At 69.9% G+C, this 15,601-nt stretch carries 15 protein-coding genes and 1 pseudogene; 12 read left to right on the forward strand and 4 right to left on the reverse strand.

The features are described 5' to 3' along the window. Positions 1-46: 46 nt before the first annotated feature. From ACZ50Z_RS06865 to ACZ50Z_RS06875, 3 genes and pseudogenes are all read left to right on the forward strand, one after another. Positions 47-478: pseudogene (locus ACZ50Z_RS06865) on the forward strand (HNH endonuclease signature motif containing protein); the annotation flags it as partial. 74 nt (positions 479-552) lie between these two features. Further along, complete coding sequence (locus tag ACZ50Z_RS06870; RefSeq protein WP_464482860.1) at positions 553-3,600, forward strand: acyl-CoA synthetase; 3,048 nt, start codon at positions 553-555, stop codon at positions 3,598-3,600. Continuing rightward, complete coding sequence (locus tag ACZ50Z_RS06875) at positions 3,597-3,812, forward strand: Trm112 family protein (protein WP_464482861.1); 216 nt, start codon at positions 3,597-3,599, stop codon at positions 3,810-3,812. Before ACZ50Z_RS06870 ends, ACZ50Z_RS06875 begins: the two co-directional genes overlap by 4 nt. Here ACZ50Z_RS06875 and ACZ50Z_RS06880 read toward each other — a convergent pair. The 4 genes from ACZ50Z_RS06880 to ACZ50Z_RS06895 all read right to left on the reverse strand — a co-directional run bounded on the left by ACZ50Z_RS06880 (position 3,778) and on the right by ACZ50Z_RS06895 (position 7,342). After that, positions 3,778-4,398 carry a TetR/AcrR family transcriptional regulator gene (locus ACZ50Z_RS06880; RefSeq protein ID WP_464486122.1) on the reverse strand — a complete coding sequence of 207 codons (621 nt, stop codon included), beginning with the start codon at positions 4,396-4,398 and terminating at the stop codon, positions 3,778-3,780. The genes ACZ50Z_RS06875 and ACZ50Z_RS06880 overlap by 35 nt on opposite strands. Before the next feature lie 5 nt (positions 4,399-4,403). Further along, complete coding sequence (locus ACZ50Z_RS06885) at positions 4,404-5,222, reverse strand: ABC transporter permease (protein WP_464482862.1); 819 nt, start codon at positions 5,220-5,222, stop codon at positions 4,404-4,406. Further along, on the reverse strand, positions 5,156-5,920 hold the full coding sequence (locus ACZ50Z_RS06890) for an ABC transporter ATP-binding protein (RefSeq protein ID WP_464482863.1): 765 nt from the start codon (positions 5,918-5,920) through the stop codon (positions 5,156-5,158). Before ACZ50Z_RS06890 ends, ACZ50Z_RS06885 begins: the two co-directional genes overlap by 67 nt. 141 nt (positions 5,921-6,061) lie before the next feature. Continuing rightward, complete coding sequence (locus ACZ50Z_RS06895) at positions 6,062-7,342, reverse strand: ammonium transporter (protein ID WP_464482864.1); 1,281 nt, start codon at positions 7,340-7,342, stop codon at positions 6,062-6,064. Positions 7,343-7,437: 95 nt separating this feature from the next. Between ACZ50Z_RS06895 and ACZ50Z_RS06900 the strand changes: the two genes are divergently transcribed. The 9 genes from ACZ50Z_RS06900 to recN all read left to right on the forward strand — a co-directional run bounded on the left by ACZ50Z_RS06900 (position 7,438) and on the right by recN (position 15,537). Then, positions 7,438-8,082: a DNA-3-methyladenine glycosylase gene (locus ACZ50Z_RS06900; RefSeq protein WP_464482865.1), complete on the forward strand. Its 645-nt coding sequence runs from the start codon at positions 7,438-7,440 to the stop codon at positions 8,080-8,082. 92 nt (positions 8,083-8,174) lie between these two features. After that, entirely contained in the window at positions 8,175-9,437 is a 1,263-nt protein-coding gene (tyrS, locus tag ACZ50Z_RS06905) for a tyrosine--tRNA ligase (RefSeq protein ID WP_464482866.1), read from the forward strand. A gap of 98 nt (positions 9,438-9,535) precedes the next feature. Next, the gene (locus tag ACZ50Z_RS06910) at positions 9,536-9,910 is read left to right on the forward strand and encodes a DUF732 domain-containing protein (RefSeq protein WP_464482867.1); all 375 of its coding nucleotides are present in this window, start codon (positions 9,536-9,538) and stop codon (positions 9,908-9,910) included. Between the two features lie 28 nt (positions 9,911-9,938). Further along, positions 9,939-10,739, forward strand: a complete 801-nt coding sequence (locus tag ACZ50Z_RS06915) for a tetratricopeptide repeat protein (protein WP_464482868.1) — start codon at positions 9,939-9,941, stop codon at positions 10,737-10,739. Between the two features lie 18 nt (positions 10,740-10,757). Beyond that, positions 10,758-11,789, forward strand: a complete 1,032-nt coding sequence (locus ACZ50Z_RS06920; RefSeq protein ID WP_464482869.1) for an HAD-IIA family hydrolase — start codon at positions 10,758-10,760, stop codon at positions 11,787-11,789. A 23-nt stretch (positions 11,790-11,812) separates the two neighbouring features. Next, a complete protein-coding gene (locus ACZ50Z_RS06925; RefSeq protein ID WP_008257585.1) occupies positions 11,813-11,998 on the forward strand; it encodes a hypothetical protein in 186 nt (61 codons plus the stop codon). Positions 11,999-12,006: 8 nt separating this feature from the next. After that, positions 12,007-12,816, forward strand: coding sequence for a TlyA family RNA methyltransferase (locus ACZ50Z_RS06930; protein WP_464482870.1), 810 nt, complete (start codon positions 12,007-12,009; stop codon positions 12,814-12,816). Then, positions 12,813-13,739 carry an NAD kinase gene (locus ACZ50Z_RS06935; protein ID WP_464482871.1) on the forward strand — a complete coding sequence of 309 codons (927 nt, stop codon included), beginning with the start codon at positions 12,813-12,815 and terminating at the stop codon, positions 13,737-13,739. The genes ACZ50Z_RS06930 and ACZ50Z_RS06935 overlap by 4 nt, the downstream gene beginning before the upstream one ends. Before the next feature lie 25 nt (positions 13,740-13,764). After that, on the forward strand, positions 13,765-15,537 hold the full coding sequence (gene recN / locus ACZ50Z_RS06940; protein ID WP_464482872.1) for a DNA repair protein RecN: 1,773 nt from the start codon (positions 13,765-13,767) through the stop codon (positions 15,535-15,537). The last annotated feature ends 64 nt before the right edge of the window (positions 15,538-15,601 follow it).

Here is a 15,601-nt window from a genome sequence, read left to right on the forward strand (position 1 = left end):
ACACCAACGGCCACAACTACTTACACAGTTATCTTGACAAGCCCACTGCGATGTGGACCATACGATCCCGTATGCCGCCGGTGGGCCCACCCAGGCCTCGAACCTCAAATGTTTATGCCGCACGCATCATTTGGTGAAAACGTTTTGGGGCTGGCGCGACCAGCAGCTACCCGATGGCATCCTGATCTGGACCTCCCCGGCCGCGCGCACCTACGTGACCTTCCCGGGCAGCGCGTTGTTGTTCCCCAGCTTGTGCGCACCCACCGGCGAGGTTGTTGCGCCCGCGGCCGCTGAGCGGTGTGGCGAGCGCACCGCGATGATGCCCCAACGCCGCCGCACCCGCGCCCACGACCGCGCCACCCGCATCGCCACCGAACGCAAACACAACCGCGACGCCCGGCTGGCCCGGCGCGCACCATCGGTCAGCAAATCCTGGCCCGCCACCTACGGCCCCGACGACGATCCGCCACCTTTCTAACTGAGCCCGGGTCTGTTCTCACGGCGGCCGCTGCGCGCCGTATCGGTGTAACCACCGCCCTTCTAGCTGCCCAGATGTGCCATGATGTCCAAGCTGTCAAGACTCAGGGAGCAGCAGTGGATCTCAATTTGTCGATGGTCACACGACCGGTCGAGCGGCTGATCGCCACCGCGCAGAACGGGCTGGAAGTCTTGCGATTGGGGGGCTTGGAAACCGGCACGGTGCCGTCCCCGTCCCAGATCGTCGAGAGCGTACCGATGTACAAGCTCCGGCGGTACTTCCCGCCGGACAGCCGGCCCGGCCAGTCGCCCGTCGGCCCGCCGGTGCTGATGGTGCATCCGATGATGATGTCGGCCGACATGTGGGACGTCACGCGCGACGAGGGCGCCGTGGGGATCCTGCACGCCCACGGCCTCGACCCGTGGGTCATCGACTTCGGCGAACCGGACAAGGTCGAGGGCGGCATGCGCCGCACGCTGGCCGACCACATCGTCGCGCTGGGCGAGGCGATCGACACGGTCAAGGATGTGACCGGCAGCGACGTGCACCTGGTGGGCTATTCGCAGGGTGGCATGTGGTGCTACCAGGTCGCCGCCTACCGGCGCTCGAAGAGCCTGGCCAGCATCGTCACCTTCGGGTCGCCGGTGGACACACTGGCCGCCCTGCCCATGGGCATCCCGGCAAACTTCGCGGCGCCCGCCGCCAACTTCATGGCCGACCACGTGTTCAGCCGGCTGGCCATCCCGAGCTGGATGGCGCGGACCGGCTTCCAGATGCTCGATCCGCTCAAGACCGCCAAGGCGCGTGTCGACTTCGTGCGCCAGCTACACGACCGCGAGGCGCTGCTGCCGCGCGAGCAGCAGCGCCGCTTCCTCGAACGCGAAGGCTGGATCGCCTGGTCGGGCCCGGCGATCTCCGAACTGCTCAAGCAGTTCATTGCCCACAACCGGATGATGACGGGCGGCTTCGCCGTCAACGGCCAGATGGTGACGCTGACCGACATCACCTGTCCCGTGCTGGCGTTCGTCGGCGAGGTGGACGACATCGGGCAGCCCGCGTCGGTGCGAGGCATCCGGCGGGCGGCGCCGTACGCCGAGGTCTACGAATACACCATTCGCACAGGACATTTCGGTTTGGTCGTCGGAACCAAAGCGGCACAACAGAGTTGGCCGACCGTCGCCGAGTGGGTGAAGTGGCTGTCCGCAGGTGGCGAAAAACCCACCAGCATCGAGCTGATGGCCGACCAGCCTGCGGAGCACACCGACAGCGGGGTGGCACTCAGCTCCCGGATCGCGCACGGCCTCGGGGAGGCCTCCGAGGCAGCCCTGGGAATAGCGCGCGGCGCGGCCAACACCGTCGTCGCGGCCAACAAATCCGTGCGCACCCTGGCCGTCGAAACGGCCCGCACGCTCCCGCGGCTGGTCCGGCTGGGACAGATCAACGACCACACCCGGATCTCGCTGGGCCGCATCATCGAGGAGCAGGCCCGCAACGCCCCGCAGGGCGAATTCCTGTTGTTCGACGGGCGCGTGCACACCTACGAGGCGGTGAACCGCCGCATCAACAACGTGGTCCGCGGCCTCATCGAGGTCGGGGTGCGACAGGGTGACCGCGTCGGCGTGCTGATGGAGACGCGGCCCAGCGCGCTGGTGGCCATCGCCGCACTGTCTCGCCTGGGCGCCATCGCGGTGGTGATGCGGCCCGACGCCGACCTGGCCGCGTCGGTGCGGCTCGGGGGAGTGACCGAGATCCTGACCGACCCGACCAACCTCGACGCCGTGCTGGAGTCGGACGGTCAACTGCTGCGACAGGTGCTGGTGCTCGGCGGCGGGGAGTCGCGCGATCTGCACCTACCCGAGGACTCCATCGAGCAGCCCCAAGTCATCGACATGGAACAGATCGATCCGGATGCCGTCGAGCTGCCCGGCTGGTATCGGCCCAACCCGGGACTGGCGCGGGATCTGGCGTTCATCGCGTTCAGCGCGGCGGGCGGCGAGCTGGTGGCCAAGCAGATCACCAACTACCGCTGGGCGGTCTCGGCGTTCGGCACGGCCTCGACGGCCGCCCTCGACCGTCGCGACACCGTCTACTGCCTGACGCCGCTGCACCACGAGTCGGCACTGCTGGTCAGCCTCGGCGGCGCGGTCGTCGGCGGTACCCGCATCGCGCTGTCGCGCGGCCTGGACCGGGACCGGTTCATCCAGGAGGTGCGCCAGTACGGCGTCACCGTGGTGTCCTACACCTGGGCGATGCTCGGCGAGATCCTGGACAACCCGGCCGATCCGCCCTTCGTCCTGCACGGCAACCACCCCGTGCGCCTGTTCATCGGATCCGGCATGCCGACCGGGCTGTGGGGGCGGGTCGTCGAGGCGTTCGCGCCCGCCCACGTCGTCGAGTTCTTCGCCACCACCGACGGGCAGGCGGTGCTGGCCAACGTGTCGGGCGCCAAGGTCGGCAGCAAGGGCCGTCCTCTGCCGGGTGCCGGTCGCATCGAGTTGGGCGCCTACGACACCGAACACGACCTGATCCTGGAGAACGAGCGCGGCTTCGTGCAGATCGCCGAACCCAAACAGGTCGGGGTCCTGCTCGCCGCCTCCAACGGCCCGATCGACCCGAGCGCCTCGGTCAAGCGCGGCGTGTTCGCCGCCGGCGACACCTGGATCTCGACCGAGTACCTGTTCTACCGCGACGACGACGGCGACTATTGGTTGGCGGGCCGGCGCGGCTCGGTGGTGCGGACCCAGCGCGGGTTGGTCTACGCCGAGCCGGTCACCGACGCGCTGGGCTGCGTCAACGGGGTCGACCTCGCGGTCACCTACAACGTGCCGGTGGGTGGCCACGAGGTGGCGGTGTCGGCGGTGACGCTGCTGCCGGGCGCCTCCATCACCGCGGCTGACCTGACCGAGGCCTTCGCCAAGATCCCGATCGGTTTGGGGCCCGACATCGTCTGTGTGGTCCCGGAGATGACGTTGAGCGCGACATACCGCCCGACCGTCAGCGCGCTGCGGGCCGCGGGGATTCCGAAGGCGGGACGCCACGTCTGGTATTTCGATGCGGAGACCGAACACTACCGACGGTTGACGCCCGGGGTGCGTTCCGAGCTGAGCGGCGCGCAGTCATGATCGACGACGCGCTGTTGAACATCCTGGTGTGCCCGGCCGATCGCGGCCCGCTGGTCTTGGTGGGGCAGGAATTGCTCTACAACCCCCGGCTGCGGCGTGCCTACCGCATCGAGGACGACATCCCGGTGCTGCTCATCGACGAGGCCCGCGATGTCGACGACGACGAGCACACCCGGCTCATGGCACGAGGCCGTCCGGCAGATCCCCAGTGAGGTAGCGCTGCAGGTTGGGCGCGATGGTCCGAGCGATCTGCTCGGGCGGCAGCGACGCGAACGGCTCCAGTTGCAGGATGTAGCGCGCCATCACCACACCCACTAGTTGTGAGGCCACGAACTGGATGCGAATCGTTCCGCTGCCCTCCGGATTGTCCACGCGGGTACCGACTTCGACGGCGATCACGTCCTGAATGAACGTGCGGAACAGGTTGATCTCCGACCCGGCCAGAATCGAGCGCAGCGTCGCGATGAACGCCGCGCCGATCTCGGAGTCCCACAGCGGCAACAGTGTCGACGGAATCTGGTAGCCGAGCTCCTCGACGGGCACCTCACGCAACGAGCCGATGACCTCCATCGGGTCGACCGGGATGTGCACGGCCGCGGCGAACAGTTGCTCCTTGGTGCCGAAGTAGTGATGCACCAGCGCCGAATCCACCCCCGCCGCGGCGGCCACCGCGCGTATCGAAGTGTTACGAATACCGTTGCGCGCAAACAGTTCCCGGGCGCTGTTCAGGATCCGATCGCGGGTGTCGGAGTTGCCGGCCGGCCGCCCCCGCCGCCTGCGGCTTCCGGCGCTTGCGATCGCCACTAGGCCGTCCGTCGCCGCAGCGTCGCCGCCGCCAGGCACAGCGCCGCCAGGGCGAAGCCCAACACCACGATGATGTCGCGCACCGCGATGAAGGTCAGTTCCGGGTGCGTGCCCACCTGTTGCAGGGCCTCGAGCGCGTAGCTGGCCGGCAACACATTGCTGATCCATTGCAGCCAGTGTGGCATCACCGCTCGCGGCACGATGATGCCGGCCAGCAGCAGCTGCGGCACCATGACCAGCGGGATGAATTGCACGGCCTGAAACTCGGTGCGGGCGAACGCACTACACAACAGGCCCAGGCCAACCCCAAGCACGGCGTTGACGATCGCGATCACGAAGACCCATAACGGGCTGCCCGCCGTGTCGAAGCCGAGCAGCCAGAACGACACGGCGCACGCCAGCACGGCCTGCGCCGCAGCGGCCGCTGAGAAGGCGGTGCCGTAGGCGATCAGCAGATCGAGCCGGCGCAACGGGGTGGTCAAGATGCGCTCCAGCGTTCCCGACGCCCGCTCGCGCTGCATGGTGATCGCCGTGATGATGAACATCACGAAGAGCGGGAACAGGCCCAGCAGGATCAGACAGGCGTTGTTGAACGGGGTCGGGCCGCCCGGGCGGTGCGGGGCGTTTTCGAACATGAAATACATCAGGGTGATCACCAGGACCGGCACCAGCAGAATCATCGCGACGCTGCGGTGATCGGCGGCCAACTGGCGCAGTATCCGCGTGGTGGTCGCCGTATATCCCTTGAGCCCTAACCGGCTTCGCGCATGGCGCTGCGCTTGATGATGGACAGAAACGCGTCCTCGAGTGACGTGCATCCGGTGTCCTCTCGCAGTTGGGTTCCGGTGGTGTGGGCGACCAGTCGGCCTTCGCGCATCAGCAGCAGATCGCCGCAGTGGTCGGCCTCGTCCATGACGTGGCTGGAGACCAGCAGTGTGGTCCCGGCGCGGGCCAGTTCGGCGAACTGGTCCCAGAGGTCGGCGCGCAGTACGGGATCGAGGCCCACCGTCGGCTCGTCGAGCACCAGCAGATCGGGCTGGCACACCAACGCGCAGGCCAGCGACACCCGGGTACGTTGACCGCCGGAGAGGTTGCCACACAAGGCGGTTCGGTGATCGCTGAGCCCGACACGCTCGATGGCGGCATCGGCGGCTTGGCCGTCGAATCCGTACAGCGTGGCGAAGTAGCGAACGTTGTCGACGATGCGCAGGTCGTTGTAGATGGTCGGGTCTTGCGGCAGGTAGCCAATGCGGCGGCGCAGTTCGGCGCTGCCGGCGGGCTTGCCGAGCACCCGGACGTCGCCCGAGGTCACGATCTGGGTGCCGACGATGCATCGGATCAGCGTGGTCTTGCCGCAGCCGGACGGACCGAGCAGGCCGGTGATGCTGCCCGTGGCGATCTGCACGGAGAAGTCGTGTAGCGCCGGGCGTTTGCCCCGGATCACGCGCAGGTGATCGATCTTGACCGCCGCCCCGCTCCGGTTCGAGATTAATTCATCACTGGATGAACTCATCATGTGATGAATATTCCTCGTGCGCGGCGGGCCTGTCAAGGGCTACATGGTCGACACCGCGAGGCGGTAACCGCCGACGGGCGCACTCGCGGACTGCGTCGGTGGTTGCAGTCTCGCGGCATCCGGGCCGTCGCGGCCCGCCCTTTAGTTGAAGCGCTCGCCGATGGCGGGGCGGCGCTGCGGGAGATGTCCGTGCACGCCTTCGGCGTAGGCGGTTTCGGCGTGCTGCGTGAGGTCGGCGCCGGTGGTCTCGTCTTCCGTGCTGAGCCGGAAACCCATCACCCGGTCGATCACCTTGCCCAGCACGAATGACACGGCGAACGCGTAGGACGCGACGACCACGATCGCCAGCGTCTGCTTGCCCAGCTGCCCGACGCCGCCCCCGTAGAACAGGCCGCGGGGACCCGCGGTCATGACCGCCGTGGCCAGCAGCCCGATCAAGGACACGCCGACGACGCCACCGACGAAGTGCACGCCCACCACGTCGAGCGAATCGTCATAGTTGAAGCGCAATTTCGCGCCCACCGCGAACGAGCACACGACGCCCGCCGCCAGGCCGACGATCGTCGCACCCAGCGTGTTGACGGTCCCGCAGGACGGGGTGATGGCCACCAGGCCGGCGACCACACCGGATGCCGCACCGAAGGTCGTGGGCCGGCCGTCGCGAATCTGTTCGACGGCAAGCCAACCCAGCATGCCCAGGCACCCGGCGACCAGGGTGTTGAGGAAGATGGCCGCGGCGGTTCCGTTGGCGGCCAGGGCGGAACCGGCGTTGAACCCGAACCAGCCGAACCACAGCAGCCCGACACCGACGAACAGCAACGGCAGGTTGTGCGGCCGCATGGCGTCCTTCTTGAAGCCGATGCGCGGCCCGAGGACCAGCGCGAGCGCCAGCGCGGAGGAACCCGAGACGATCTCGACGACCAGGCCGCCCGCATAGTCGAGGACGCCCAACCTGGCCAGCCAGCCTCGGGGCCCCCAGACCCAGTGCGCGACAACCGAATACACGGCGATCGTCCACACCGGGACGAAGACCATCCAGGCGGCGAACTTGGCGCGGTCGGCGATCGCGCCGCTGACCAGCGCGGCGGTGATGATCGCGAACGTCAACTGGAAGGTGGCGAACAGCAACTCGGGCACCGCGGTGCCGTGCACGGTGTCGGGGGTGATGCCGAGCATCCCGAAATGCCTGAGGTTGCCGACGAGCCCGCTCATCCCGTCCTCAGAGAACGCGAGGGTGTAGCCGACCAGCAGCCACGCCACGGTCACCAGCGGGATGGAGATGAAGCTCATCATCATCATGTTGAGCACCCCGGTGGTGCGGACCATGCCGCCGTAGAAGATCGCCAGGCCGGGGGTCATCAGCAGGACCAGCGCGGTGCTGGCCAGCAGCCACGCCGTGGCGGCAGGGTCTATCGCGTGCATGTGGGCTCCTTTGGGTCCCGGACACCGGGATACTGCCACGTTCGGGCCGCCGGTAGGTTCGTTGGGTTACTGAAAAGAGGATTCAGGATCTTCAATTGGTCGAGGCTGGACGACGATCTCGCGCACGCACGGCTGCGGCTCCGCTGTTGGTCGACCCCGTCGAGGCCGCCCGCCGGCTGCTGGGCGCGACCCTCACCGCGCGGGGCGTGACGGCCGTCGTCGTCGAGGTCGAGGCGTACGGGGGAGTGCCCGACGGTCCGTGGCCGGACGCCGCCGCACATTCCTACAAGGGCCTGCGCGCCCGCAATTTCGTGATGTTCGGGCCGCCAGGGCGGCTCTACACCTACCGCAGCCACGGCATCCACGTCTGCGCCAACGTTTCGTGCGGACCCGACGGCACCGCCGCCGCCGTCTTGCTGCGGGCCGCCGCCATCGAGGACGGCACCGACGCCGCCCGGGCCCGCCGCGGCGAGCTGGTGCACACCGCGGCGCTGGCGCGCGGGCCGGGAAACCTGTGCTCGGCCATGGGAATCACGATGGACGACAACGGAATTAACCTGTTCGATGCCGACAGTCCGGTGACGCTCGAACTGCACGAGCCGCTGAGCTCGGTGTGCGGCCCGCGGGTCGGTGTCAGCCAGGCCGCCGACCGGCCGTGGCGATTGTGGCTCCCGGGGCGCCCGGAGGTCTCGGCCTATCGCCGCAGCCCCCGCGCGCCGGCGCCGGGCGCCAGCGACTAGCCGACGGCCAACGTCGAGTCGTTGGGCGAGAACGCCCGAAACCGCACCACAAGTCGACGCTCGGCGGCGGCGCTCTGGAAGACTCGTACACCATGATCCTCGACGAGCTGGGCTGGCGCGGCCTGATCGCGCAGTCCACCGACCTCGATGCGTTGGCGGCCGAAGCCCAGCGCGGGCCGATGACGGTGTACGCCGGCTTCGATCCCACCGCGCCGAGCCTGCACGCCGGCCACCTGGTGCCCCTGCTGGCGTTGCGCCGGTTTCAGCGGGCCGGGCACCGCCCGATCGTGCTGGCCGGCGGCGCCACCGGCATGATCGGCGACCCGCGCGACGTCGGCGAGCGCACGCTCAACGAGGCCGACACCGTCGCCGAGTGGACCGAACGGATCGGCGGACAGCTGCAACGCTTCGTCGACTTTGACGACTCACCCACCGGCGCCGTCGTCGTCAACAACCTGGACTGGACGCGCCCGCTGTCGGCCATCGAGTTCCTGCGCGACATCGGCAAGCACTTCTCGGTCAACGTCATGCTCGACCGCGACACCGTCCGGCGCCGCCTGGACGGCGACGGCATCTCCTACACCGAATTCAGCTACATGCTGCTGCAGGCCAACGACTACGTCGAACTGCACCGCCGCTACGGCTGCCGCCTGCAGATCGGCGGCTCCGACCAGTGGGGCAACATCATCGCCGGGGTCCGGCTGGTCCGCCAGCAGCTCGGCGCCTCGGTCCACGCGCTGACCGTGCCGCTGGTGACCGCCGCCGACGGCACCAAGTTCGGCAAGTCCACCGGCGGCGGCAGCCTGTGGCTGGACCCCGCGCTGACCACCCCGTACGCCTGGTACCAGTACTTCTTCAACACCGCCGACGCCGACGTGATCCGCTACCTGCGGTGGTTCACCTTCCTGTCGCCCGACGAGCTGGGCGAGCTGGAACAGGCCACGACCGAGCGCCCCCAACAACGCGCCGCCCAGCGGCGCCTGGCGCGCGAACTCACCATCCTGGTGCACGGCGAGGCGGCCACCGAGGCCGTCGAGCACGCCAGCCGGGCGTTGTTCGGACAGGGCGAGCTGGACCGGCTCGACGAGGCCACGCTGGCCGCGGCGCTGCGCGAGGCGTCGGTCGCCGAGCTCAAACCCGGTGGCCCCAACGGGATCGTGGACCTGCTGGTGGCCAGCGGGCTGTCCGAGAGCAAGAAGGCCGCGCGGCGCACCATCGGCGAAGGCGGCGTCTCGGTCAACAACGTCCGCATCGAGAGCGAGGAGTGGACTCCGCAACCGTCGGACTTCCTGCACGGCCGATGGCTGGTGCTGCGCCGCGGCAAGCGCACCGTCGCCGGGGTCGAAAAGGTCTAGCCGGGCGGGCCCCGATCGGCCCCCGCAAAACACGCGCGTGCGCAGATCTTTACCTCACCGTGTCCTCGGCGTGATCCGCGGGGACCACTGTTGTCACGGTGATTTTCGCGACGCGTGTGCGGTTGACCGTCCTGCGGAGCCTGGGGGTGATCACGAGCCTGGTGGCGCTGGCGGCGGCATTGTCGGGGGCGCTGTCGGCGCCGATCCGCGCGGACATGCTCAGCAACGCTTTCCTGTCGGCGCTGACGAACGCCGGGATCTCGTACTCCCAACCGACCGGCACCACGGCGATGGGACAGTCGGTGTGCCCGATGCTGTTCGAGCCCGGCGGGTCCTTCGACGCGGTGACGTCCAAGATGGCCGAGGGCAACGGCATGTCGTACGAGACGGCCGGCAGGTTCACCATCGTCGCGATCGCGACCTACTGCCCGGCGTTGATCGCACCGCTGCTGGGCAACCGGCTGCCAAGTTAGGTGTAGTGCTGCCCGTATTCTCGGCAGCGTGGTCGACGACAGGCAGAGGCACCGCGGCGAGCGGCGGGCGCGGCCGGCATCCGGCAGCTGGTCCGGTCCGGGCCGTGCACGGCCGGCTCAGCCGCAGAGCGCCGCGCGACGGGACGCCGCGGCCGATCGCGCCCCGCAGGACGGGCCGCCGATCCCGCCCGGCGTGGAAGCCAAGCAGCTGGCACCCGACGTTCGCCGCGAGCTGAGCACCCTGGATCGCGCCACCGCCGACGCGGTGGCGCGCCACCTCGTCGCCGCGGGCGAGCTGCTCGACGAGGACCCGGAGGCGGCCTTGCGCCACGCCCGCGCGGCGCGGGCCCGCTCCAGCCGGATCGCCACCATCCGGGAGGCGGTCGGGATCGCCGCCTACCACTGCGGCGACTGGTCGCAGGCGCTGGCGGAGTTTCGCGCCGCCCGCCGCATGGGCAGCAAGTCCGCGTTGCTCGCGTTGATCGCCGATTGCGAACGCGGACTTGGCCGGCCAGAGCGGGCGATCGAACTCGCGCGCGGACCCGAGGCCGCCGAGCTGTCTGGTGACGACGCCGACGAGCTGCGCATCGTCGCCGCCGGGGCGCGCGCCGACCTCGGCCAGCTGGAGCAAGCGCTGACCGTATTGTCCACGCCGCAACTGGATCCCAGCCGCACCGGCTCCACGGCGGCGCGGCTCTTTTACGCCTACGCGGACACGCTGCTCGCGCTCGACCGCTCCGACGAGGCGCTGCAATGGTTTCTGCGTTCGGCCGCCGCCGACGTCGACGGTGTCACCGACGCCGAAGACCGCGTCAATGAACTCGGCTGACGCGACGGACTCGGTGACGTGAGAAGTCTTGCGCAGCAATATGACTGCCTGCTGATCGACCTGGACGGCACGATGTTCCGCGGTCGCCGGCCGACCGACGGCGCGGTGCAGGCGCTGGCCGAGGTGCGCAGTCGCGCGTACTTCGTCACCAACAATGCCTCGCGCAGCGCCGACGAGGTCGCCGCGCACCTGACCGACCTGGGTTTCACCGCCGTCGCCGACGACGTCGCCACCAGCGCGCAAAGCGCGGCCCGGCTGTTGGCCGACCAGCTGCCGCCGGACTCGCCGGTGCTGATCGTGGGCACCGAGGCGCTGGCCAACGAGGTCACCGCCGTCGGTCTACGTGCGGTGCGCAGCTACGACGACCAACCCGCCGCCGTCGTGCAGGGTCTGTCGCAGACCATCGGATGGCCGGAGCTGGCCGAGGCGGCGCTGGCCATCCGGGCCGGCGCGCTCTGGGTGGCGTCCAACGTCGACCTGACCCTGCCCACCGAGCGCGGGCTGCTGCCCGGCAACGGATCGTTCGTGGCCGCGCTGCGGGCGGCCACTGACGCCGAGCCCCAGGTCGCGGGCAAGCCGGCGCCCGCGCTGCTGCGTGACGCGGCGGCCCGGGGCGACTTCCGCGCGCCGCTGGTGATCGGCGACCGCCTCGACACCGACATCGAGGGCGCCAACGCCGCCGAGCTGCCCAGCCTGATGGTGCTCACCGGGGTCAACTCGGCGCGGGACGCGGTGTACGCCAAGCCCTCCCGGCGCCCCACCTATATCGGCCCCGATCTGCGCTCGCTGCACGCCGACGGCGAGCGGCTCGCGGTGGGCCCGCAGCCGGGCTGGCGGATCGACGTCGCGGACACCACGATCACCGTCAGCGGCAAGGGCACGGGCCCAGACCATGGCGATGGCGATGGCGATGGCGATGGCCTGTCGATCGTCCGCGCCGTCGCCAGCGCGGTGTGGGACGCATCGGACCCCGACGCCGTGCGGATCGAGGCTGCCGACGACCGGGCGCGCGCCGCGCTGCAACGCTGGTCTTTGGTGCATACCGACTGACGGGTGACTAGCGTAGGGACGCGATGAGTATCGACCCCGATCAGATTCGCGCCGAGATCGACGCCCTGCTGGCGCGGCTGCCCCAGCCCGGCGACCAGGAGGATCCCGAGAAGGCGCCCTCGCTCGACGAGCTCGAAGAGATCGCGCGCCGACTCTCCGAGGCCCACGACGTCCTGCTGGCCGCGCTGGAGTCGGCGGAGAAGGGCTGAGTGCGCGCATGTCTCGACGTGCCCGCGTTGACGCCGAGCTGGTGCGGCGCGGCCTGGCCCGGTCGCGCCAGCAGGCCGCAGAGTTGATCGGCGCCGGCAAGGTGAGCATCGACGGGATGCCCGCGCGCAAGCCCGGCACCGCCGTCGCCGTCACCGCCGCCCTGACGGTGGCGCAGGACGGCGAACGCGGCTGGGTCTCGCGCGGGGCGCACAAACTCATCGGCGCCCTGGACGCCTTCGGGATTCCCGTCGCCGGGCGCCGCTGCCTGGATGCCGGCGCGTCGACGGGCGGCTTCACCGAAGTCCTGCTCGATCGCGGGGCCGCCGAAGTGGTTGCCGTGGATGTCGGATACGGCCAGCTGGCGTGGTCGCTGCGCAGCGATTCGCGGGTCGTGGTCGTCGAGCGGACCAACGTTCGTGATTTGACGCCCGAGGCGATCGGCGGCGCGGCCGACCTCGTTGTGGCCGACCTGTCGTTCATCTCGCTGGCCACCGTGTTGCCGGCGCTGGCTGGATGCGCCGCACCCAACGCGGATATCGTTCCCATGGTGAAGCCACAGTTTGAGGTGGGGAAGGGCCAGGTCGGTGCGGGCGGTGTGGTGCACGACCCCGGCCTGCGCGCCGACGCCGTGTCGGCGGTCGCGGGTCGCGCCGCCGGGCTGGGTTGGCAGACCGTCGACGTCACCGCGAGCCCGTTACCGGGGCCGTCGGGCAACGTCGAATACTTCCTCTGGCTGCGCGCCCGGACCGATCGTCCGCTCGCCGGTGACGCCCTGGTGACGGCGGTGCGGCGCGCGGTGGAAAGCGGGCCGCAGTGACTCCAGCCGAACGCACCGTCTTGATGGTCGTGCACACCGGCCGCGAAGAAGCCACCGAGACGGCCCGCCGCGTGCAGAAAACGCTGGGCGACAACGGAATCGGACTTCGGGTGCTGTCGGCCGAGGCGGTCGACCGGGGACCGCTGCATCTGGCCCCCGACGACATGCGGGCGATGGGCGTCGAGATCGACGTGGTCGATGCCGACCCGCAGGCGGCGGCGGGCTGCGAACTGGTGCTGGTGCTCGGCGGCGACGGGACGTTCCTGCGCGCCGCCGAGTTGGCGCGCAACGCCGACATCCCGGTGCTGGGTGTGAACCTCGGGCGGATCGGCTTTTTGGCCGAGGCCGAGGCCGAGGCCATCGACCGGGTGCTGGACCACGTTGTCGCACAGGACTACCGGGTGGAGAACCGCCTGACCCTCGATGTGGTGGTGCGCCAGGGCGGCCGGGTCTCCGCGCACGGCTGGGCGCTCAACGAGGTCAGCCTGGAAAAGGGGCCCCGGCTCGGCGTGCTCGGGGTGGTGGTCGAGATCGACGGGCGGCCGGTGTCCGCCTTCGGCTGCGACGGCGTCCTGGTAGCGACTCCGACGGGATCCACCGCCTATGCGTTCTCCGCGGGCGGTCCGGTGCTGTGGCCCGACCTCGAGGCAATCCTGGTGGTACCCAACAACGCTCACGCGCTGTTCGGCCGCCCCATGGTCACCAGCCCGAACGCCACCATCGCGATCGAGGTGGAGGCGGACGGCCACGACGCCCTGGTGTTCTGCGACGGCCGCCGGGAGATCCTGATCCCCGCCGGCAGCCGCATCGAGGTGAAACGTTGTGACACGGCGGTGAAATGGGCCCGGCTGGACAGCGCCCCGTTCACCGACCGGTTGGTGCGCAAGTTCCGGCTGCCGGTGACCGGGTGGCGCGGAAACTGACGGCGCTGCACAGGATCCTGACCGAATGCTGACTGAAATCCGTATCGAGTCGCTCGGGGCGATCAGCTCGGCGGTCGGCGAGTTCGACCGCGGCCTGACCGTACTGACGGGGGAGACCGGAACCGGGAAGACCATGGTGGTCACCGGGTTGCACCTGCTCGGCGGCGCTCGCGCCGACGCCACCCGGGTCCGGTCGGGGGCCGAGCGCGCGGTCGTCGAAGGACGTTTCAGCACAACCGATCTCGACGAGGCCATGGTCGTCAAGCTCGACGAGATGCTGGATGCGTCGGGTGCGGAACGCGACGAGGACGGCAGTGTGATCGCGCTGCGCTCGGTCAGCCGTGACGGGCCGTCGCGGGCCTACCTCGGCGGTCGCAGCGTGCCCGCAAAGTCGTTGGGCGACTTCACCGCCGGGCTGCTGACCTTGCACGGGCAGAACGACCAGCTGCGCCTCATCCGGCCCGAGGAGCAGTGCGCGGCGCTGGACCGGTTCGCCAAGGCCGGGCCCGCCCTCGAGCGGTACGGCAAACTGCGCGACGCCTGGCTGTCAGCGCGGCGCGACCTGCTCGACCGCCGCAACCGCATGCGCGAACTGGCGCTCGAGGCCGACCGGCTGACGTTCGCCCTCAACGAGATCGACGCCGTGGAACCACAACCCGGCGAGGACGACGCACTGGTCGCCGAGATCGTGCGGCTCTCCGAACTGGACAGCTTGCGCGAGGCCGCGGCCACCGCCCGCGCGGCGCTGTCCTCCGAGGAGACGGACGGGTCCGGCCTCAGCGCCACCGACAGCCTGGGAAAGGCAAGGGCCGCACTGGAATCCACCGACGACGCGAGGCTGGTGGCGTTGGCAGGCCAGATCGGCGAGGTGCTGACCGTGCTCGTCGACGCGGCCGGTGAACTGGGCGGCTACCTCGAGGAGCTGCCGGTCGATGCCAGCGCGCTGGAGTCCAGGCTGGCCCGGCAAGCCGAGCTGCGCACCCTGACCCGCAAGTACGCCGCGGACATCGACGGGGTGATCGGGTGGGCCCGGGAGTCGCGGCAACGCCTGGCCCAGCTCGACGTCTCCGAGGAAGGTCTGGCGGCGCTGGCCGCCCGGGCCGACGAGCTCGGCCGCGAATTGGCCCGGGCCGCGGTCGAACTCAGCAGCACCCGGCGCAAGGCCGCCAAGCGGCTCGCCAAGGACGTCACCGCCGAGCTGTCCGGGCTGGCGATGGCCGACGCGCAATTCAGCATCGACGTGACCTTGGACGCGGCGCCGGACGCGGCGTCGGCCTCCGACGACGCGGCCGCGCTGCGGCTTCCGTCGGGCGAGCTGGTCCGTGCCGGCGCCGACGGCGTCGACCAGGTCGAGTTCGGTTTCGCGGCGCACCGCGGCATGGATCAGCTGCCGCTGGCCAAGAGCGCCTCCGGCGGCGAGCTGTCCCGGGTGATGCTCGCCCTGGAGGTGGTGCTGGCCACGTCCCGCAAAGAGGCCGCGGGCACCACCATGGTGTTCGACGAGGTCGACGCCGGAGTGGGTGGCCGGGCGGCGGTGCAGATCGGGCGGCGGCTGGCGCGGTTGGCCCGCACCCATCAGGTCATCGTCGTCACGCATCTGCCGCAGGTCGCGGCGTACGCCGACGTGCACCTGGTGGTGCATGCGGCCGGACCCAAGGGAACCAGCGTGGTGCGGCGCCTCGGTGGCGACGAGCGGGTCGCCGAGCTGGCACGCATGCTGGCCGGGCTGGGCGAATCCGACAGCGGCCGCGCGCACGCCCGTGAGCTGCTCGAGGCGGCGCAGAAGGACGAGATCTAAGGCCGCGAGCGTCGACTTGTGGTCGCCATTTTCCCGATTTCGCGCATCAGGTCGACGTTCGTGA

It is taken from the genome of Mycobacterium sp. NTMscope_MAC_269, assembly GCF_976985695.1.